Annotated in this window: 18 protein-coding genes and 1 pseudogene; all 19 read right to left on the bottom strand. The window is 58.4% G+C overall.

Translation table 11 applies throughout. From position 1 onward, the window contains the following. Positions 1-6: 6 nt before the first annotated feature. The 19 genes and pseudogenes from QO259_RS00845 to QO259_RS00755 all read right to left on the bottom strand — a co-directional run bounded on the left by QO259_RS00845 (position 7) and on the right by QO259_RS00755 (position 18172). Complete coding sequence (locus QO259_RS00845; protein ID WP_285951429.1) at positions 7-579, bottom strand: integrating conjugative element protein; 573 nt, start codon at positions 577-579, stop codon at positions 7-9. Positions 580-588: 9 nt separating this feature from the next. Beyond that, on the bottom strand, positions 589-1716 hold the full coding sequence (locus tag QO259_RS00840; RefSeq protein WP_285951428.1) for a lysozyme family protein: 1128 nt from the start codon (positions 1714-1716) through the stop codon (positions 589-591). A 390-nt stretch (positions 1717-2106) separates the two neighbouring features. After that, complete coding sequence (locus tag QO259_RS00835) at positions 2107-2823, bottom strand: TIGR03759 family integrating conjugative element protein (protein ID WP_285951427.1); 717 nt, start codon at positions 2821-2823, stop codon at positions 2107-2109. A 10-nt stretch (positions 2824-2833) separates the two neighbouring features. Continuing rightward, on the bottom strand, positions 2834-3748 hold the full coding sequence (locus QO259_RS00830) for a PilN family protein (protein WP_285951426.1): 915 nt from the start codon (positions 3746-3748) through the stop codon (positions 2834-2836). Beyond that, on the bottom strand, positions 3738-4358 hold the full coding sequence (gene pilL2, locus QO259_RS00825; protein ID WP_285951425.1) for a PFGI-1 class ICE element type IV pilus protein PilL2: 621 nt from the start codon (positions 4356-4358) through the stop codon (positions 3738-3740). Before pilL2 ends, QO259_RS00830 begins: the two co-directional genes overlap by 11 nt. Before the next feature lie 145 nt (positions 4359-4503). Continuing rightward, positions 4504-4835: pseudogene (locus QO259_RS00820) on the bottom strand (transposase); the annotation flags it as partial. After that, positions 4816-5208, bottom strand: coding sequence for a cupin domain-containing protein (locus QO259_RS00815; RefSeq protein WP_285952718.1), 393 nt, complete (start codon positions 5206-5208; stop codon positions 4816-4818). The pseudogene QO259_RS00820 and the gene QO259_RS00815, both read right to left, overlap by 20 nt. A gap of 204 nt (positions 5209-5412) precedes the next feature. Continuing rightward, a complete protein-coding gene (gene acuI / locus QO259_RS00810) occupies positions 5413-6396 on the bottom strand; it encodes an acrylyl-CoA reductase (NADPH) (protein WP_285951424.1) in 984 nt (327 codons plus the stop codon). Between the two features lie 46 nt (positions 6397-6442). Next, positions 6443-7072: an acrylate utilization transcriptional regulator AcuR gene (acuR, locus tag QO259_RS00805; protein WP_502949125.1), complete on the bottom strand. Its 630-nt coding sequence runs from the start codon at positions 7070-7072 to the stop codon at positions 6443-6445. Positions 7073-7565: 493 nt separating this feature from the next. Further along, positions 7566-7808, bottom strand: a complete 243-nt coding sequence (locus QO259_RS00800; protein ID WP_285951422.1) for a hypothetical protein — start codon at positions 7806-7808, stop codon at positions 7566-7568. A 75-nt stretch (positions 7809-7883) separates the two neighbouring features. Beyond that, positions 7884-8468 (bottom strand): hypothetical protein, encoded by a 585-nt coding sequence (locus QO259_RS00795; protein WP_285951421.1) that lies wholly within the window; start codon positions 8466-8468, stop codon positions 7884-7886. 249 nt (positions 8469-8717) lie between these two features. Continuing rightward, on the bottom strand, positions 8718-8846 hold the full coding sequence (locus QO259_RS00790) for a hypothetical protein (RefSeq protein ID WP_285951420.1): 129 nt from the start codon (positions 8844-8846) through the stop codon (positions 8718-8720). Beyond that, entirely contained in the window at positions 8843-9073 is a 231-nt protein-coding gene (locus QO259_RS00785) for a hypothetical protein (RefSeq protein WP_285951419.1), read from the bottom strand. Before QO259_RS00785 ends, QO259_RS00790 begins: the two co-directional genes overlap by 4 nt. A gap of 128 nt (positions 9074-9201) precedes the next feature. Continuing rightward, positions 9202-9738, bottom strand: coding sequence for an STY4534 family ICE replication protein (locus QO259_RS00780; protein WP_285951418.1), 537 nt, complete (start codon positions 9736-9738; stop codon positions 9202-9204). A gap of 1016 nt (positions 9739-10754) precedes the next feature. Beyond that, on the bottom strand, positions 10755-11468 hold the full coding sequence (locus QO259_RS00775) for a hypothetical protein (protein WP_285951417.1): 714 nt from the start codon (positions 11466-11468) through the stop codon (positions 10755-10757). Continuing rightward, positions 11465-14569: an HsdM family class I SAM-dependent methyltransferase gene (locus QO259_RS00770; protein ID WP_285951416.1), complete on the bottom strand. Its 3105-nt coding sequence runs from the start codon at positions 14567-14569 to the stop codon at positions 11465-11467. The genes QO259_RS00775 and QO259_RS00770 overlap by 4 nt, the downstream gene beginning before the upstream one ends. Positions 14570-14630: 61 nt before the next feature. Further along, the gene (locus tag QO259_RS00765; protein ID WP_285951415.1) at positions 14631-15146 is read right to left on the bottom strand and encodes a hypothetical protein; all 516 of its coding nucleotides are present in this window, start codon (positions 15144-15146) and stop codon (positions 14631-14633) included. A gap of 352 nt (positions 15147-15498) precedes the next feature. Next, positions 15499-17547: a DNA topoisomerase III gene (locus QO259_RS00760; RefSeq protein WP_285951414.1), complete on the bottom strand. Its 2049-nt coding sequence runs from the start codon at positions 17545-17547 to the stop codon at positions 15499-15501. A gap of 70 nt (positions 17548-17617) precedes the next feature. Further along, a complete protein-coding gene (locus QO259_RS00755; protein ID WP_285951413.1) occupies positions 17618-18172 on the bottom strand; it encodes a hypothetical protein in 555 nt (184 codons plus the stop codon). Positions 18173-18222 lie beyond the last annotated feature (50 nt).

Raw genomic sequence — 18222 nt, 5'->3', positions numbered from 1 at the left:
CTCCGCTTATTGCTCGATGCCGTTGGCACTGATCATCACCGGGTAATGCTGTAGTCCCAACCGCTCGGCGAGACCATCGCCAGACACAGGACGCAGCTCCAGGCCCGCAGCCTCGGCGCGAAGCGCCTGCAGGGATGTCTCATCGGATACCTGCACGACCAGCCCTACCGCATTCATCTCGCGCAGGATGTCGCCACGCTGAGCGAGCCACTGCCGAGACAGATCGTCGTCACCGATCAAAAAGATCGGCGTAAATCCGCCGGGTAGATCCAACTGACGCGGCGTCACGGTGCCGGGGGTCAGCTGCTCGCTCTCGAGCGGCAGCATGTCCCGCTCCCCGTACGGGCGGGACGGACGTGGTGTTCCGCCTAACTGGGTCGAGTAGCCCTCTTCCTCGTCGACCCCCGCGCCCTTGATGGCCACGTAATAGGGTCGCGCGGATTCACCACCGTGGTCGGCAACCACGGTTAGTTGAGGCAGCCCCGGCGGGCGCTCGGCCGGGGCCTGTGCCTGAGCGAGTGACGCCATGAGCGTCACCGCACATCCCGACAGCAGGCTGAAGCAGAGATGTCTTTTCATAGTGGTCTCCTAACGGATTGCGACTTCGGCCATCCAAGGCCGCTGCTCTGGCGTTACCCAGGTGACGTCAGTATCAGGAGTGCGTGGGCCAGGGGTCACCCAGGTCAGCTCCTCATCCGTCGCGGAAGGGCTGCCACTCTCCACTGACGCTAGCGCAGGTCGATGTGGTCGCTTCGAAGCGGATGTCTGGCGTGCTGCCATCCGCGCCGGCGAGCCCATCTCAAGAGTGGGGGATGTGCCGAGCCGGGCCAGCTCCTCGCTGACCACGGATCGGTAGCGCTCGGCGGGACGTCCGCCTGCCGGACGGTGATAGCGGCCGGCTGCAATCAGCCAATCGCCGGTGTCATCGAAGTGGCGACGAATCAGCGCCGCCGCCTCATCCAGATTGGCGTAAGGATCGAGCCCCTCGCAGGGATCCGAGAAACGCTGCCCAGCGCCGAATAACTGCGGCTGCCAGCGCACGTTCAGTTGCGCAATCCCCACGTCAACGATCTGCGTCGTCTCGAGCGCGTCGGTCAGCGCCCGACACGCTGAGTCTCGATCTCCGAAGCGCATCGATTCTCCAGCGACGTTCAACGTCCAGGGCCAGGGGCGACGCCCCGCATCGAGGCTGACCACCGACTCCGCGCTGGCCACGGCGTAAAGCACCGCCGGGGGTACACCATGATCCTCGGCGGCGACCACGTATGCCGATGGGATATCCACCCTGTCAGAGGCGAAAGCAGGCGTTGTGCCTAGCAATTCCATAGCAAGAATGACCAGAGAAAAAAATGCGATGCACCTGCTGCTGTTGCGGGATACAAGGGGTGAAAATGAAATTACGCTATACGTCGTGCCAACTCTGGTGAGTCGAACACAATGAATATGCTTCGTGAGAAACAGCTGGAGATACTCGAAAAATTGGCAGCCAGTTACCCGTCCAGCGTTAATCCGCACGAGCTTGTCGAAGAGGAGCAACATTGGCTCCTGTATTACCTGAAAGAGCACGGTCTGATCGATGTAGAGACAACCCATCCGTTTCCGGGTGTACAGGTAGTGCGATATGGGCTGGTCCGTATCACGGCCCGTGGTCTGGACTTTCTCAGTGACGACGGTGGGTTGAGCGCCACCCTTGGGATAGTCACGGTCAAGTTCCATGAGGAAACCCTCCGCTCTCTTCTTCTGAGCCGGACAGAGGAGTCGAAGACGCTTTCTCAGGAAATGAAGAAGAGAATGCTTGAAGCGATTTCTGCGCTTCCCTCGAACGATATAAAACAGCCGTCAACGGAATGACTGGGCCGGGGCATTGAGCATCTGCCGGTAATACTCTCGTCAGTGCGTGCAGCATGGGGGACGTAACGTTAGCTCCCTCGTGGCAGACGAACTGATACTCGGCATAACCAATAATCCGCCTTGAGGGCCATCCATGAAGCTCGACATAGAACTTATCGAACGCCTCATCCAGATAGAGGAAGTGTTCAGTCGATGACTCGCTACACCTTGCACCCATGTAAACCGATGTGAGATTGCTCCTGGTCCCCATCTTCGTCACCCCCTCGGCGCGACACTCGGCAGCTCACTGCTATCGACGTTTAGCGAGCCGCCATGGTTGAGCGTGATCGTGCCGGCACGCACTCTCGCCGGTGAGATACCGACCTGAGCCGCCCAGCTGCGAATGCGATCATCGTCGCCGTTGGAGTCCACTACCCAGATGTCCATCGCCGCACCGGTACTCAGCAGTCGCTTCACGGTGGCCTCGCACTGACTACAGCCCTCGGTGGCTACCACCACGTTCAGGCGCTGGCTGGACGCTGACGGGTTACTGCCGAATACCGATTGCGTCGCGTCCTCGCCCCCTTTCGTGGTGAACGAGTTGACTGGCATGTCGTTGGGATAGAGCCGCTGCCAGGCGGCGTCGTAGGCGCGCTGGAATGCGAGTTCCGCTTCGACGCGGGCGCGTTCGGTCTCGACCAGCTTCTCGGCGTACTTCAGGCGCTCGGCCTGGCTACGCGCTTCCAGGCCCAGCGCGGTCAGCGGATCCAGATTGGGAGACCAGGTGCCGCGCGGCCCCTCCATGATCGACTCGTAGCGCCGATATTCCTGCTGGTTCAGCCCCCATGCCTCGGCAGCCCGCTGGCTGCTCTGCTCGACTTGTGTCTGATCGACCTGAGTCGACTCGCTCTCCTGCCCCTCTTGTGCCCAGACTGGTAAGGCAGCGAACAACAGGAGCGCGATGCCCAAGCGTCGGTCACGAATCATCGTCATGGGACTCTCCTCAATGAACCGGAACGACCACGGTCTGGCCGTCGATGGTGAACGCTGCCGAGTGGCCATCGATCGATGACAGATGCCAAGACCCGATGTTCTGCCCCTCGCCAACCAGACGCAGATCGCTCAAGCGACCCGCGTTGCCGGACGCCACTGCGAGATAACTCTGCCCACCGCGCAACTCAACGCCCGACACCGAAAATGGCGGTGACGGCGGTGACGGCGGCTCGGGCGCGCGACGGGTCTGGCGTTGACGGCTGGGCTGACTTTGCTGGGCGGCAGTCTTTTGACTCGCGCGGAGCTTGCGCACCTCCTCGATTGACGCCTCGAGCGACTGCTCCTTCTCCTGCGCGGTACTGAATCGCACGTCCACGGAGCTGGACAGCTGATCGACCCGATCGGAAAGCGCCTGAACACGCTCGGGCAGCGCCTGCAGCGGCGAATCCTGTCGGCGCGCCTCGAGATCGTCGAGGCGTGAGGTAATTTCGCCGAGGCGGTTGCTGGTGCCCTCGGCCCGATTGCGACGCTCGTCCTGCCCGCTCTGCAACTCCTCGATGCGCACACGCAGCTGATCGATGACCTGCTGCTGTGACTGCAGGCGGGATTCCACAGTCGGCCCCTCCGGCTCGCTGTCGGCAAAGACGAGGAGATAGACAACGGCCAAGATGATGACAGCACCCAGCATCAGCAATGCCAGACGCAACGGGCTCCATCGTCTGCGCCGCTCCACATAGGGCGTGTAGCCTGGCTCCTCGTCAATGGCACCCTCGCGATGGGCGTCCCCGGGATCCTGCCCACCGACATCATTGCGATGGGACACGTAGGGCTCCCGACGCTCGGCGTCCGATTCAGCAGGCGTCGCCAGGTTGGACTCCTGCTCCGACTCATTGGATTCCTCGGAGGTGTGGCGCTCATCCGTCATGACTGATCTCCTCGATCAGACGCTGGTCGCGCACCTGGTAGCAGATGGTCCGCGCGATGGGGTCGGCCTGGACCTCGAAAGCACTGCCGGCGAGCACCTGAAGCGCCTCGCGAAGCGGCATCGGACCCAGGCGAAAATGCGCCGCCGGCAATGGACGGCTGTAGAGCAGTTCCTGGGGCTTGCCTTGGGGAGCGCAGAGGCTGTATCCGGTGTGCTGCAGGGTGTAGCGCAATCCATCCTCGACCGAAGGATCCATGGAGGCGGGGATCGAGATGTTGATGGTCTGCTCGAGGAGGTTGCGCTGTTGCAACGTGGCATTGGCCGTGACCAGTGCGTAGCGCCCGCCCCGCATTACTTCGACCCGTGACGCATCGCGATCGCGGTAGACGTCCGGCTCGACTTCGTGCGTGGCCTGATCCAGACCGGTGGCCACCACGCGGGGGCCTGATTCATCGCTTCGCGCGATGGTCATCGTCTCGGCGTCGGGATAGGCGGCAGCCAGGCGCTCGCTCTCGCTCGGCTGCGGTGGCTGTTGCTGATGGGCGCACCCAGCGGTGAGCGCAATCAGGAATGCTAAGGGAATGACACGGGTTTTCTGGTAGGGATACATCGAGCTTGGCCTCGCGCGCGGGGAACCTGAATGATCGTGATCGGGTTCACCGTGCCGAAGGCCGATCGCACTCGCGACGGGAAATGTTAATTGCGCTCGTGACGCTTTTACTGGCCCTAGGGCTGTTAATGTTTCACATGATTAACTAGAGGAATTCACATGCCATGGCCACCACAATACTCTCGTAATTGCGCTTCAGCTTGTCATAGCGGAACGCCACTGCGGGGAGTGCTGGTAGTAGCCATGCAAAGGCATTCTCGGCCAGATCCCGATAGCGGTACAGCCTCTTGTCCAGGTCGGCATTACCCTCGGGAGAGTTACGTTTCTTCGGGATCACCGGACGGGCGCCCTGATCCTCGATCTGCTCACGGATGCGTTCACTGTCATAGCCTCGTCAGCCACAATCGCTTCGCCAGAAGGCAATTGAGATATCAGACCAAGGACTTCGGTACTGTCGTTAATGTTGCCTCCCGTCAGTCTGACAGCGAATACCGCCGCGGTGCTGGGTACGGTACTTGGCATCTCCGCCAACTTGAGTAACAGCATTATCCAGTTCAACTTCGGGCTCGATTAGATGTACGGAATAAAGATTTTTACTATGCAAAGTTATAGACAACCTGCTCAAAGCTGTCGGTCGGAAATGTAAATACGAAGCGAAGCGGCACAGCACCAACATTGATAGTTTTATGCCATGCCCTTGGGGAATGAAAACCGACTGACCAGCATACAATGGAAAAGTGACACCCTCGATTTCCATTTGCCCTTCGCCACTGAGGATATGGTATATCTCAGCAGGATCATGCTGATGCAACGGGAGTATGCCTTCAGGAGCAATTTCAGCCAGCCCCATACTCATCCCGCCCGTTGAAGTCCTTTCAGCTGAAAATATAAGCTTCCAACGAACCTTTGTTTTAGCTGCAAATTCGGGATCTTCCCATGTTTCCCATGGATCATTGCTGACATCAACGCTTTCTGGTTTCACTGCATTTTCCTCTCTAGATTATTTACCGGGAATATAGGTGGCTTGGCAAACCGACGAGCAAACCAAGGCCTTTTAACGATTAACATTGACTACGACTCGACCACGAACCCTGCCCTCAAGAAGGTCGCCCGCAGCATCAATAACCTCTGTCAGGCCCACCTCTCGCGTCGTCTTCTCAAGCATGCTGATATCAACTTCTTCAGCCAGCCGGTGCCAGGCTTCGTCACGCTCGGCCGACGGGCGAGTAACGCTATTGATGCCCAATAATGAAACGCCTCTCAGTATAAAGGGCGCTACGGTGCCTGGCAGATCCATTCCCTGAGCTAGACCACAGGCAGCTACCACACCATCTTCTTGTGTGTGCGCACAGGCATTGACCAGCGTGTGGCTCCCTACAGCATCGATAACCCCAGCCCACCTAGGCTTACCAAGTGGTCGCCCGGGTTGAGCTAACTCATCCCTGTGCAAGACTTCACTAACCCCAAGTTGCTCAAGGTAGCTGCTTTCCTCCATCCGACCAGTAGAAGCGATAACTCGATAACCACGTCGGGCCAACAACATCGTCGCGAAGCTGCCTACCCCGCCGCTGGCACCGGTCACCAGCACACTGCCGTGCTCCGGCTTCAGTCCCTGTTTCTCAAGTGCCATCAGGCTTAGCATCGCCGTATAACCCGCAGTTCCGATCGACATAGCCTGCCTTGCATCAAGGCCGGTCGGCAAAAGCGTCAGCCATTTCGATGACATGCGTGCGCGCTGAGCCAGGCCACCCCAATGTGTTTCTCCTATGCCCCAACCATTGATTAACACGGTGTCGCCCGGCTTCCAGTCCCCGTTATCGCTATGCTCGATCACTCCGGCCAGATCAATGCCCGGCACCATGGGAAACTTACGAACGACAGGTCCTTTGCCTGTAATAGCTAGCGCATCTTTGTAATTGAGCGTACTCCACGCGACACGAATGGTTACGTCACCATCGGGTAGTGAAGACTCACTCAGCGGCGTCAACGCTGCAGAAGTCTTGCTTTCGTTTTGCGTAAGCAAAATTGCATTGAACATGTGAACTCCTTAATTTAGACCGATCGTCTCAAAATAAATAAAAAAATTACTCTGTTAATCGTGCCATAAACTCTTTTCTGAAAATTTCCAGTGGCGCGGAGCTTTGCGTTATTCGTGCACGCTGTACCGCCCCCTCCCAGCCTATCCAAAAAAAAGCTGCCAAGCTTTCACAGTCAGCTTCTTTCGAAATATCTCCTGCGCTGCGAGCCAGGCTCAGACAAGCTGCCATACGCTGCTCCCAGCCTTCCAGAATCGAAGTTAATTTCTGTCTAAAGCCTGCTGGCAAAATAGTGACCTCCTGACACAGGTTGCCAATCAGGCAGCCACGCTTAAAATCAAAGCGCTCCATACTTTCCGTGGCATCTCTCATGAAGCCAACGACTCTATCCAGAGGCGGCATATCGGAAACCAACAGCCAGCGATCAAGCTTTTTCGTGAAATAGGCATCGTAGCGCGCCATAACAGCTTCACCAAAGGCCTCTTTACTATCGAAATAGTGATAAAAAGACCCCTTGGGCACTCCGACTCTTTTGAGCACGCTATCTATACCAGTCGAGACAAATCCCTGTTCGGTTAAAATCTCCACGCCGCAACGAATCAGCACATCACGGGTATCCGGGTTATCCCGCGCACACCTTGGAGGGCGGCCTCTACGCTTCGCTTTTTCAATACTCATAAACCTAATTTAGACTAGTCGTCTCTGATAACGCAAACACAGGCAATGAAAAAATCTTACCCATAAGGGTCTGTGGATGCTTAGCTGATGCCAAAGGGCAACTGGTGCTAATCAGCACGCCAGAAAAGGCGCAAGTGCCTGTTGGCAAATCCTGCAACGTGGCATGGCGCCATTTGCCGTGCAACCCGAGGGGCCGAGCCTGTTTTACACGGTGCGGCGTTTTTATGAAACAATCAAATCACTCTCCTCCTTTGAAGCCTTCGTGCAAGCGGCTGCTACGAGTTACGGTACTCGCGAGGGGATCGAACTACCCGGAGGGTTGAATCGCGTAGGCCAAACCAGGCATTGACGAAGAGCGTCAACAGAATCACATCCACGCCGTGCGGGTCAGTTGACAGCTCAGATAATCTATGGGCTCGCTCCTCGGTTTATCGATTGGAAAGGAGCCCCCTCGAGGCGTGGCTCCGATTGGGTGAGCTGGTTCAGAAAATGCTTAGGTCACTGTGACGCGCATCATTGGACGACTGGCGAATGCCTCGAGCGCCGCCTCCGGTGAATCACCGGAGAAGGGCCGCTGCAGCCTGTCGAACACGATCCAGGGACCGCGCCCCTGGCTGCGTTCGATATCGTAGGCAGGACGTAAATAGCCCACCGAGATTGCAGGCCAGGCCGGATTGCCCTCGTAGACACTGTGAGAGTCACCGGAGGGCTCCGGTTTCAGGCAGTACGGTTTCATGTCGATGACTCCTTGAATGAATGGAGCCATCCCACCGGGAAATGGCCCCGGGTGGGAGAAGAAACGTTAAGTCCGTCAGGCGACGTGACTGTCGTGGCGTGCTTTCGGTGGATCGATGACCACGCTGGTCCAGCGATAGCGCCAGAGCTGCCCCGCTTCATCACGACCGATGAAGAAGGTTGGCGAGTGAGGTCGCACAAACTCGATCGTGACGACGACATCCCCCTCCTGGTTGCAACCCAGACGGTAGTGAAGTCGATCACCCGATCGGCAGCACCTGGCCAGCTGCCGACGCTCGGCTTGAACCTGTCGCTCGAACCGACACGCCTCACGCCAGGCGACAGCCATGGGACATTGAACGTCCGACTGCCTGAGCAAGCGCTCTGGACAGCCCTTGACGATCGGCCCCATCGACTCGTCCAGATCTTTGTAGCCCCAGGCATGATCTCCCGCGCGGCGCGCGGCAGGAGACGGCCCCTGCAGCAGGAACACGGCGATGAACCGATAGGCTTGCGGTCGGTTGTGAAAAACGACGTAGAGCACGTTGCCCCGTCGTGAGTGATCCAAGATCTCGCAGCGGTCTGGCTCGTGCTGATGCTCGAGAAGCCAGTTGACCAGCTCGTCGCGGGAATCGGTTTGGTAGGGAACGGTGAAGCCCATGGGAGAGTCTCCAATTAATCGGGAGAATCCCCCTGCCGGAAAATTTCTCCCGGTGGGAAACGAAAACTGCCTCCAGGAGGAGGCAGTTCATGACGTGTACGGATCAGCCTGTGTCAGCGTTTTCGTCGCGCTTCCAGCTTGCGATGAATGGCATAGGCGTAGCCACCGGCAATCGCCAGGGATACGGAGAGCACTCCGAAGATAGTACCCAACAGCAGGTTTGCAGAATCCATCAGGCATCACCTCTCATCAGTGGTGTCGATGCTTCTGGCGTTTTTGCAAATCCTTCAGTACCAGCCAGGCGTAACCCAGCCCACCGACCGAGAGGATGAGGAAGGGAGCCATTACAGCTGCAAACCGCAGGAAATCATCGTTCATTGGCCATCAGCCTCCTTGGCTGCGTCAATGGATTGATTGATTCTAACCCTCAACACGACAGCGACCAACACCACGACAGTCGCAATGCCACCGCCCAACACCGCATATGCGAGTTGAATCTGGTGGGCAATGACACCGCCAAGTATGCAGGCCGCTACGATAGTTGAAGCGATGCGCTCTATTGCCTCAGCGATAGCAAGTCCTAGCGCATGGTTTTTCTGCTTCATAGGCATATCCCCAAGGTATCGCGCAGAGATACACCGCCCGGTTGGGAAGTGAATCCCCAAGCGGGTTGAATGGAAACCGACACTGACGGGAAGCGAACTTCCCGGTCAGTGCGGCGAGTGAGGTGGAATCAGACGACCGCTTCGGCGGCACCGACCGATCCGCTGACGGCGGGTCGGGCAGGCACATCGGTTTCCTGAGAAGCTGTACCGCCATCCCGGGCACTGGTATCGATTGACGGGGTTTCGTCACGCCGTGGCGCTTCGTAAACCTTGTCGCCATCCACCTTGGCCCAGTTGATGAACAGTAGACGTGCCTTGAGGCTCACGGCTGTTTCACCAGCGCGCTCGCCCTTGGTTCGCGTGAACAGATCGGGATAGAGATCGCCGAGTTTGAAACCGACCAGGATCTTGGGCTCGTTGGCCCCTTTCTCCTGGCGATCGGCCACGGTTGCGGCGAACTTCTTGACCAGTTTCTCCGCTTCGGCGCCGCTGACGCGGCAGTCGAAGCGGCGATACTCCACATCGTCGGCAGGACCATTCAACGCGGATATGTCGCAAGCCCAGAAGGGATTGCCACGCTTGGGCGTGACCTTGCGTATCCGATTGACGTAGCCCACCCCAGTGACGTGGAGATCGAAGAACTGGTTATCAGTCGAATTGGACATGGTGTTACTCCTTGGATCGAGTCGTAGGACTCCAGGAGATACACCATCCCCATCGGGGAAAGTGTTCCCCCGGATGGGTGGTTCGGCGCAAGGCCGAGAAATCGGAAGTGGCATCCAGCTCAGGTGAGCGCCGTCTCTCGGGATGCGTTAACGGCTTCGGGAATTGCCCGAAGGCAAAGGGCGTCACTGATGACCGTCAGTGACCAGCGGCTTACATCGACAGGATTGCGCCACTTTTTCACGGCGTCAACCCCTAACCTCGATCGTCAATCGCAAGGCGAGGCAGTGAACACATCGCCGTCTCGCCTTGGGATTGATGACCAGCACTGCGCGTCCAGTCGGCTACCGATACCGGTTCGGGTAGCAAGTATGAAATCAGCCATCATGCCGGCCATCGGCCATGCCCCTCGTAGTCATGGTTCGATTGCCACTGCATCCGGTCCCGAATCATGGCGTTGGACCGATACGATTGTGCGCGGATCCCCGCACAAAGGGAGCCCAGGGGTCAGGCGGTGGGCGCCGCCACAGTGAAACAAAGTCCAACCGGCCAACGAGTCATCCTTCGAAAAGATGACTCGCTGGCCGGTCGAGATGGGCTTAAAGAAGGGGTCGACGACCGGTCGACCTGAAACATAGGGAACCTGGAACCCGCATACACGCCAATGTAGTGCAAGAGAGCCTTGCGAAGGGGTGCGCATTCTCACCAGGTGTTTGCGCTTTGGGTTCGGACCCAAGGAGAGTCCAAAGGGACCAACTGATGACCGTCAGTTGGCAACGGGGTGCAGGAGCAATTATCGAGGAGTGTCGCCAATCTGGCAAGCTGGAAGGGGTTTATCCACCCTGGCCTTGAACCAGCACCCCTCTCGCGAGTGCGCGGGTATCGTGTATCGTCGCTACCCAGCGCCCAGACTGATTTTCAGGCTTGCGCCTGCTACGCTCTTTAACCTTGCTACCGCCGCGTTTTACTTGACTGCACTCCCGAATAAGTTTTGGGGCGTGCACTGATTTCTGCTGGTTCAAGTTGTAACTCGGTAGCCAAAGCTAAAGAAGAAGTGTGAAACGCGGATTGTGCCGTGCGAGGGCGCAAGGGCGGCATCCCGTTCGTGCTCGGTATCGAAGTCTGCATGGTCAAAGAGTTCGGAAGGTTGTATATACGCACAACCTGTGGCCGTCTTACGCAAGCGCAGTGCGGTCGCCAAAGCGTCCTGCTCCAGCGCTAATCTAATTGGAGGTACGACCTCGGGCTCTGGATCAAGCAAAACCCCCACCATTGCTGCGGCCACCTGCCCGCGACTGTAAATTCCGGTAACAAAGCGTCTAAGCCCTTGGTCCTGCAGGTAGTGGTCACGATGCCTTTTTTGGCGTCCCAAGCGCTTAAACTCGAAGACGAGCTTCATGCTTCGAGCCGAGTCGTTCCAGCCGTAGACTATATCGGTGCGTCGTTCTTCGATCATCTCTCCGGTGACGGGATCGACGTCCCCAATGATGTCCTCGGCAGCCCACATGCCAAGGAGACCACGCTGACGGGCCACGTGGTTCTCCACATAGACCTTTAGACGTTTGGTTAATGCATCTTCTTTCGTCTTGTGGTTGAAGTCCGGTCGTGGCCGCTGTGCCAACTCCATCCATCCCTCTCGTAGCGCTTCCACAGCTTCCTTAGCAGGTTGGACCGGAAAAGCGGCCAGCCAATCAGGCGGAGCAGCCGACGCTGGGTTTCCTATTGACGTCATGAAATCTCCGCTTTTTGCTGGCTATGCGGCTGCATCTGAACGCTGCGCACAATATACTCGGCATCCCGGTGAGCCTGCCTTCGCGTCCAATTGCGACGAGCGAGGGGGCGCACGAGATACAGGCATTCACCAATCCACAGGTGCACATCGGGCACCAATGTCAGAAAGTCCCCAAACGGAACCGCCTGAAGGCCGATGCGGCGAAACTCTGCGAGCGTGGTGAGAACTAGATCATCGTTGACTATTGTGTTGACCTTTGCAGCGCTGGTGGGGTGCTGCTGGTAGGAAATTCGCACAATGCCACATGGTCCGGCGCGGCGAGGATCGCTTGCCAAAACATCTACCCGGAATCGTCCCTCGCCATGCGTTTTAGTTCGCCAGGTCGTCAACGCCTCGGCGAGCGCGCGGGCGTAGATGTCGAAATCTCTAGTTTCGACACGATGCTGTGCAGGGGTGTCCAGGCTCTTGAAACTTCGGGGGCGCACCGAAGGCATCAGGATGCTTACGGTCTCACGCACAAGCATTTGTTCTTCGCTCGTAAGACCGAAATAGCCAAAGATCGCATCGTCGAGTTCATCGCGCAACGTCTCATAACGCGGAGTTTGCTCCAAACAAGTCAGAGAGGTCAGCGCGGTCATATGCTTCTCCACTCGAGCCAGCGCGGCTCGTGCAGCCTCTGGATCGGGAGCGTCATCCGGTGGGAAGAAAGGAAAAGCTTCAACGTCGCTCAGATGCACGCCGTTGCGTTCGCACAGCATCTTCCAACCGCGCATCATTAGAAAGTAGCGAGCCAAAGTCGAGCGCAAATAGACCGCGACGAACTGTAGCAAAGCTGAGTCTTCTTTCGGTCCGGCGATCACGCCAACGCTGTGCGTGAACGAGGCAAAACCGTCGTAGTAGACGGCACGCACGTTCTGCTCGCCCCTAGAAAAACCATCCGGGAACAAGACCCTCGGCCCCTCGAACACCTTCAGAACACTGGGTCCCAAGCCGACGACAGTTGCTTGATTTGTGGGCCAATCGGTCACTAGTTCCGGGTGCAGCACTGGCGAGCCCGAGCGCAGAGCAGCGACCGGTACATGAGGCTTCTTGCGGAGCACATCGGCGTCGACAGCTTGGCGGCTCTTGTCGTGGAGATGTATACCCTTGCGGTATGTCCAGCGCCGAAATTCTTTAGGTCCGCGCCAGAAATCGGCGAAAGTGCCACGCAGGGTCAGCCGAGTCCAAATGGACAGATCGCTCGCATCCCCCCACATCATAGTGACCAATAACTGTGGATCCTCAGCCACTGCACGAGTCTGCAATGTATGCCGGTCGGCAGATTGCATCGTCAATCGGCCCAGGGCCAGACTTAAGTCTGCCTTGGGAACTAGATAGTCGAACGTCTCGTCGAAGGGAACCAGCCTACGATCACCATCGCGGCGCTCACCGAGAAAAACGTGGCAAGTGTTCTCTGCCGTCGGGAAAAGTAGGCCCTGCAGATCACCGAAATTGATCAGTCGCAGTGGCTGGTAGCTGCTCAAGGTGTGCGCGACAAAACTCGCACTCGAAGCGGAAGCGCCGAGAAACTGGCCGATTGGCAGGATGAAGCATGCCCGGCCACCATCCGACAGAAACTCTAATGCGCGCAGCGCATACGCGCCGGCAATCTGACGCCGAGCGAACGGCACGCGTGCGCGTTCTGCCCAGTCGTCCGTCGACGTACGAGTCTCGCCCTCAGGTTCCGCCCATGGCGGGTTGGAGATGATCAGCGAGAAGCGACGGCCATGGAAAGCGTGCGAATCCCGGAAAAAATCTCCTTTTACCTTGCCGTAGGCTAGGTTGGTATCCCTTAAGGACGGCAGCTTGGTGCCGTCACGTTCTTGGGCCGCGAGAATATCCGCTGGATCGAGGCCTTCAAGCAATGACAGGTACAGGCTAAAGGCCGTGACGCGGCAGGCCATGAAGTTGATATCGGCACCGAAGATGCTTCGTGTCAGTAGTTGGCCCCGCTGGGCGAAACCAAGCTGCTCACCCTCTCTTGCCTCTGACAACGCGATGAGTCGGCGATATGCGGTCGTAAGAAGGATACCCGACCCGCAGGCGCCGTCGAAAATTGTCTCAGTCAAAGGATCTCGGGATGCCATGAGCGCCTGCTCAACTGTAAGCATAGCCAGGTTACGTGGCGTATAGTACGCACCTTCTTTGGCCTGCTGCTCGGGCGTGAGGAACTTTTCGTATAAACCTGACAATAACTCTACCGGGATGTAGCTAAAATCGTAGTTCCAGAAATCCCTTTGCCCATTTTCCAGGTCGGTTCGACTTAGAAATTGGTTCAGCAGTTCGAAGCCCGTTGATGCAAGCGCTGTCCAGGGATCGTGCCGATCGTCCCCCAAAAAGTCACCGTTGAAGTCTCCCCGTAACCAATCGACCAGAGACCGCAAGCCCTCACGGTCCCTGCACGCAACCAACTCGTGCAGCGGAGTTACGCCGCGACGCTCGCGGTAGGTCGATCCGACGATCTCTCGATGCTCCAGGTACGAGATGAACAGCACCTGCCCCATGAGAAGTTCCGCCAAATGCCTGCGCGTGATGAGAGGAACGTTTTCACTTAGCCCTTCGTAGGCCAGCTTGTTTACCGTAATCGACAGATTGTCCAGCAGCTTGCGATCGACCCGTGCCCTGACGTCGAACCATTTCGGCAGTCTGCGCGATAGATTAGCTGTTGCGATATCGAGTGCGGAAAAAGGCCCATCAGGTCTGGCGTCGTCTAGATTTAGCCGTTGCTCGTCTTGAAGCTTCCGCGCAGGCAAGGCGACCGCCTCTGCTCCCTTCACTTCAATAACGACAGTCGCAAGATTCTGGTTCCAGATACGCTTTCGCACTTCATCGAGTGCCGGCGATGTCAGAGGCCCTTCCTCACCCACGAATACCACAGTCGGCATGCCCTCAACGTCGTACACTGCCTGCGCTCGGACAGCTCCACTCGGTTTTAGGAGGCCAGTAATCTCCAAGGCATACGGGTGCGTGGCAGGGACCTCTGTTCCGCGCACATGCAGCGACACGGGGTCGGCCGAATAGCCAAGCTTGTCTAGCCACTGCTGCACAAAAACATCAGCCATGGCTATACCTCCAGAGAAACAACTTTAGACGCTAACGTTCTGCGCCCGATATGCCCGTCATTCATGCTGAGCGCCTTCCATCACGGCCGCTCGCAGTTTTCAGTGGCCGCGTCACCGTATGCATGGAAGGAAGCGAGAACATGTCAAGCTGTCCGGCCACAGTCGGGGCATTAGGCAAAGCGAATCCGTCCCTAATGATCGATAAATGTGGATCAAGAGCAATAAGAATTGCATCGCCCGTTAGAAGGGGAATCTGCTCGTCAAGTAGTGACAATTCACCCTGCGAGTTCAAGGCCAAGCGTCGCCCCCATAGCGCGATGAAGGAGGTCGATCGCAGCTCCTGGCGCAGCTTCGCAAAGTTCTTTTTGTGGAACTGAAGCTCCACACCGAAGCGATCTCGCAGAAGCACTGCCACGCGCAGGATCAAAATGGTTTGCCAACTGAATTGAGCAGGCGAACCCTTCCGCTGGGGCCGCATATCTGCTGGCACGAGTGCACGGCGACTGGTCCACTCACGCAATCTTTCAGTCGAAAGACCGGTGAGCCGCGATGCTATCGGGGTCGGCACCAAACTCATGATCCGCTCCTTTCGACATGCTTTCAGGTCGGGTATTGTACCCGATCAATGTGAACCGGAGATAGGGTAGCATACCCGACCTCGAAAGTTGCGCCTGCACCTGGTTACTCGACAACCCCGGAAGAGAATCTCCGGCCACGATCAAGTCGTCCCAGCTTGGTGGCGAGCCACAGGCACCTCTTGGTTGGGGGCCCTTACACCTCGATGGAAAAATGCCATTCTGTGTCACAGACGAAGGATGGCCGCTTGCTGCGCTCGCCGTCACTTACCTTCTTGGTTCGAGCGACCGCGTCGTGTAGGCAGAAGCTTGACAAAAGCCACTTCCAAATACCTAGCGTGAGTAGAGTTCCAATCATCTCCGAGCCCCCAGCCCTCCCTGAGCTGGCTGACGATTCGACCGGCGGCTGCCCTTGGGCTTGCCCTTCTTGCCGATCGACTTGGTGCCGTCACAGTTGGGGTAGCGGGAGCACGACCAGAAGGGGCCGTTGCTGCTCTTGCGCTTGCGCATCTTCGCCTGACACTTGGGACAGGTTTCGCTGGGTGCCTCCGGGAGATTCAACTGAGGCTGCTGGAGCGCGATCTCGATGAGCTTGTCGAGCAGCACGCTCTGTCGCTCCATGAAATCGTCCAGGGTCATCGCCCCCTCGGCTACCTGGTCCAGCGCCTGCTCCCACAAAGCGGTCATCCCCGGGTTGCTGATTTGCGGCGGTAGCGCCGCGATCAGCCCCTGCCCCACCGGGGTCGAAACGATCGCGCGCCCCTTCTTGCGAAGGAACCCTCGCTTGAGCAGTGTCTCGATGATGCCGGCGCGAGTCGCCTCGGTGCCGATGCCGGCGCTCTCGCGCAGCCGCGCGCGCAAACGCTCGTCAGTGACGAATCGGGCCGCGTTCTTCATCGCCGAGATCAACGTGCCCTCGGCGAATGGCTTCGGCGGCTGGGTCTGGCGATCCTTCACCAGGAGATCCCGAACTGAACAGTTTTCCCCCTGACGGAGAGGCGGGAGCGCCTGCACGCCGGAAACTTCCTGCTCCTCGTCGTCACCGTCCTGCCCTTTGTCCTTCCCTCGGGGGAATAACGCTTTCCAGCCCTCGACCCGTACCTGTCTACCCGAGGCCACGAACGTCTCGCCAGCGAGGTCCAGGCGCACATCGGTCTGATCGTACTCATGGGCGGGCAGAAACTGTGCCAGATAATGGCGACGGATGAGATCGTAGACGCGGAATTCGTCTTCGCTCATTCGCTCGATCCGGCAGGGTGCCGTGGTGGGAATGATCCCGTGGTGGGCCGTGATCCTGCTGTCGTTCCAGACGCGGCTCTGGAGGTTCTGATCCAGACGTTCGATAACCGGCGCGAGCTTCTGATCCGAATGCAGGAGCGCCTTCACGACCATCCCAACCTCGGACAGCATCGACGTGGGCAGGTAGCGACAATCGGTACGCGGATAGGATGTCGCCTTGTGTGTCTCGTAGAGCGACTGGGCGATGTCGAGCACCTGCTGGGCCCCGAAGCCGAAGCGCTTCGAGCACGCCTGCTGCAAGGTGCCCAGGTCCATCACCAGCGGCGCGCCCTCACATTTGCGCGATGTCTCGACGGACGCCACCGTCGCCTTGCCGCTCTGGCACCGGGCCGCGATCGTCCGCGCCGCCTCCTGGTTGATGCACCGGCCTTCCTCGTCGAGCCAGCCATCGTTGCCCGGTAGCCATTTGGCCTGGAACTGACCACCCTGCGCCTGCAAGTTGGCCACGACGTCCCAGAACGGCTTGGGTACGAAGCTCGCGATCTCCTGGTCACGACGCACGACCAGGGCCAACGTCGGTGTCTGAACCCGGCCCACCGAAAGCACGCCCTCGTGCCCTTGCTGCTGAGCCAGCACCGAAAACGCACGGGTCAGGTTCATGCCGACCAGCCAGTCCGCGCGAGAGCGGCCCAACCCCGCCTGGTACAACGGCCAGGTCGACTCTCCGGGGCGGATGTTGCTCAGGGCCTTGCGAATCGACGCCTCATCCAGCGCCGACAGCCAGAGGCGGGAGACACGGCCCTGGTAACGACAAGCGTCGAGGATCTCGCGGCCGATGGTCTCGCCCTCCCGATCGGCGTCGGTGGAGACGACCACCTCGCTGCACTGCTTGAGCAGTCCCTGAATCACCTTGAACTGCTTGCCGGCATCCTTGCGCACCGTGTTCTTCCACTGCGTCGGCCGGATCGGCAGCGTGTCCAATGACCAGCGCTTCAGCGCCGGATCGTAGGCTTCGGGAGGGGCCTGCTCGAGGAGATGACCGAAGGCCCAGGTGACGACAATGCCGTCGCCCTGCAGACAGCCTTCGGCTTTACGCGTCGCGCCCAGAACCACGCCAATATCGCGAGCCTGGGAGGGTTTTTCGCAAAGGAACAATCGAGACATGACACCGGGCCTTACAGAATGTGTATGGCCTCAGCATGACGGGCTGGATCAGCAGAATCAGTGGGGAATGTTAATCGGGCTGAAGCAGGTAATGCGCCTCGTCGATGATCCAGGCTTCCGCATTGCCATGGGCCGCACCGCGCGTGTTGTCCTCGGCCACACAGGCGATCCCAGCATGCTGTGTCAGGATCAGGGCCAATCGCCGAGCCTGCGATCCGTTGAAGGGAATGTCGGCATCGAGCCAGAACCATTGCGCCGTGGAGGCGTTATCGATGGTAATGACCTCGCCGCTGAGCCAGCGCATCGGGATCAGGTAACGCCCTTTTCCGGGTTTGAGTATCGTCGGTTTGAGCAACGCGCCATCGGGCGCGGGACGATGGATAACGGCGCCACCAATGACAGTCTGAATGTCCGCCTCGATCAGCGAGCGCTGTCCCGGACGCGGGCGAATGAAAAACCGTTGGTAGGCTGTGAAGTCACGATTGTCCATCCGCCACGATCCCCTGTTCGATCCATGCGACGACGTCTCGTCGCTAATGCCGTACTCCTGCATCAGCGCCTTGAGCCGAATACGAAACTCGACGACACGGCCAGTCGACTGCGTGTCGTCGAGTCCCTGGAGCATGTTGCCCAGCTGTTCATCAACCATCCTTGATGGTAAAGAAGTTGGGCATT

The organism is Salinicola sp. JS01, assembly GCF_030284585.1.
Classification (GTDB): Bacteria; Pseudomonadota; Gammaproteobacteria; order Pseudomonadales; family Halomonadaceae; genus Salinicola.
Note: the sequence above shows the minus strand (reverse complement) of the source record. Positions and strands in the feature narration are given on the sequence as shown.

Bases quoted from the DNA above. Each gene is read 5' to 3' on its own strand.
- QO259_RS00845 (WP_285951429.1), bottom strand. From the start codon at position 579: ATGAAAAGACATCTCTGCTTCAGCCTGCTGTCGGGATGTGCGGTGACG.
- QO259_RS00840 (WP_285951428.1), bottom strand. From the start codon at position 1,716: ATGGAACTTGACCGTGACTATCCCAAGGGTGGCGCTCAACCCACCGTC.
- QO259_RS00835 (WP_285951427.1), bottom strand. From the start codon at position 2,823: ATGACGATGATTCGTGACCGACGCTTGGGCATCGCGCTCCTGTTGTTC.
- QO259_RS00830 (WP_285951426.1), bottom strand. From the start codon at position 3,748: ATGACGGATGAGCGCCACACCTCCGAGGAATCCAATGAGTCGGAGCAG.
- pilL2 (WP_285951425.1), bottom strand. From the start codon at position 4,358: ATGTATCCCTACCAGAAAACCCGTGTCATTCCCTTAGCATTCCTGATT.
- QO259_RS00815 (WP_285952718.1), bottom strand. From the start codon at position 5,208: ATGGGGCTGGCTGAAATTGCTCCTGAAGGCATACTCCCGTTGCATCAG.
- acuI (WP_285951424.1), bottom strand. From the start codon at position 6,396: ATGTTCAATGCAATTTTGCTTACGCAAAACGAAAGCAAGACTTCTGCA.
- acuR (WP_502949125.1), bottom strand. From the start codon at position 7,072: ATGAGTATTGAAAAAGCGAAGCGTAGAGGCCGCCCTCCAAGGTGTGCG.
- QO259_RS00800 (WP_285951422.1), bottom strand. From the start codon at position 7,808: ATGAAACCGTACTGCCTGAAACCGGAGCCCTCCGGTGACTCTCACAGT.
- QO259_RS00795 (WP_285951421.1), bottom strand. From the start codon at position 8,468: ATGGGCTTCACCGTTCCCTACCAAACCGATTCCCGCGACGAGCTGGTC.
- QO259_RS00790 (WP_285951420.1), bottom strand. From the start codon at position 8,846: ATGAACGATGATTTCCTGCGGTTTGCAGCTGTAATGGCTCCCTTCCTC.
- QO259_RS00785 (WP_285951419.1), bottom strand. From the start codon at position 9,073: ATGAAGCAGAAAAACCATGCGCTAGGACTTGCTATCGCTGAGGCAATA.
- QO259_RS00780 (WP_285951418.1), bottom strand. From the start codon at position 9,738: ATGTCCAATTCGACTGATAACCAGTTCTTCGATCTCCACGTCACTGGG.
- QO259_RS00775 (WP_285951417.1), bottom strand. From the start codon at position 11,468: ATGACGTCAATAGGAAACCCAGCGTCGGCTGCTCCGCCTGATTGGCTG.
- QO259_RS00770 (WP_285951416.1), bottom strand. From the start codon at position 14,569: ATGGCTGATGTTTTTGTGCAGCAGTGGCTAGACAAGCTTGGCTATTCG.
- QO259_RS00765 (WP_285951415.1), bottom strand. From the start codon at position 15,146: ATGAGTTTGGTGCCGACCCCGATAGCATCGCGGCTCACCGGTCTTTCG.
- QO259_RS00760 (WP_285951414.1), bottom strand. From the start codon at position 17,547: ATGTCTCGATTGTTCCTTTGCGAAAAACCCTCCCAGGCTCGCGATATT.
- QO259_RS00755 (WP_285951413.1), bottom strand. From the start codon at position 18,172: ATGCTCCAGGGACTCGACGACACGCAGTCGACTGGCCGTGTCGTCGAG.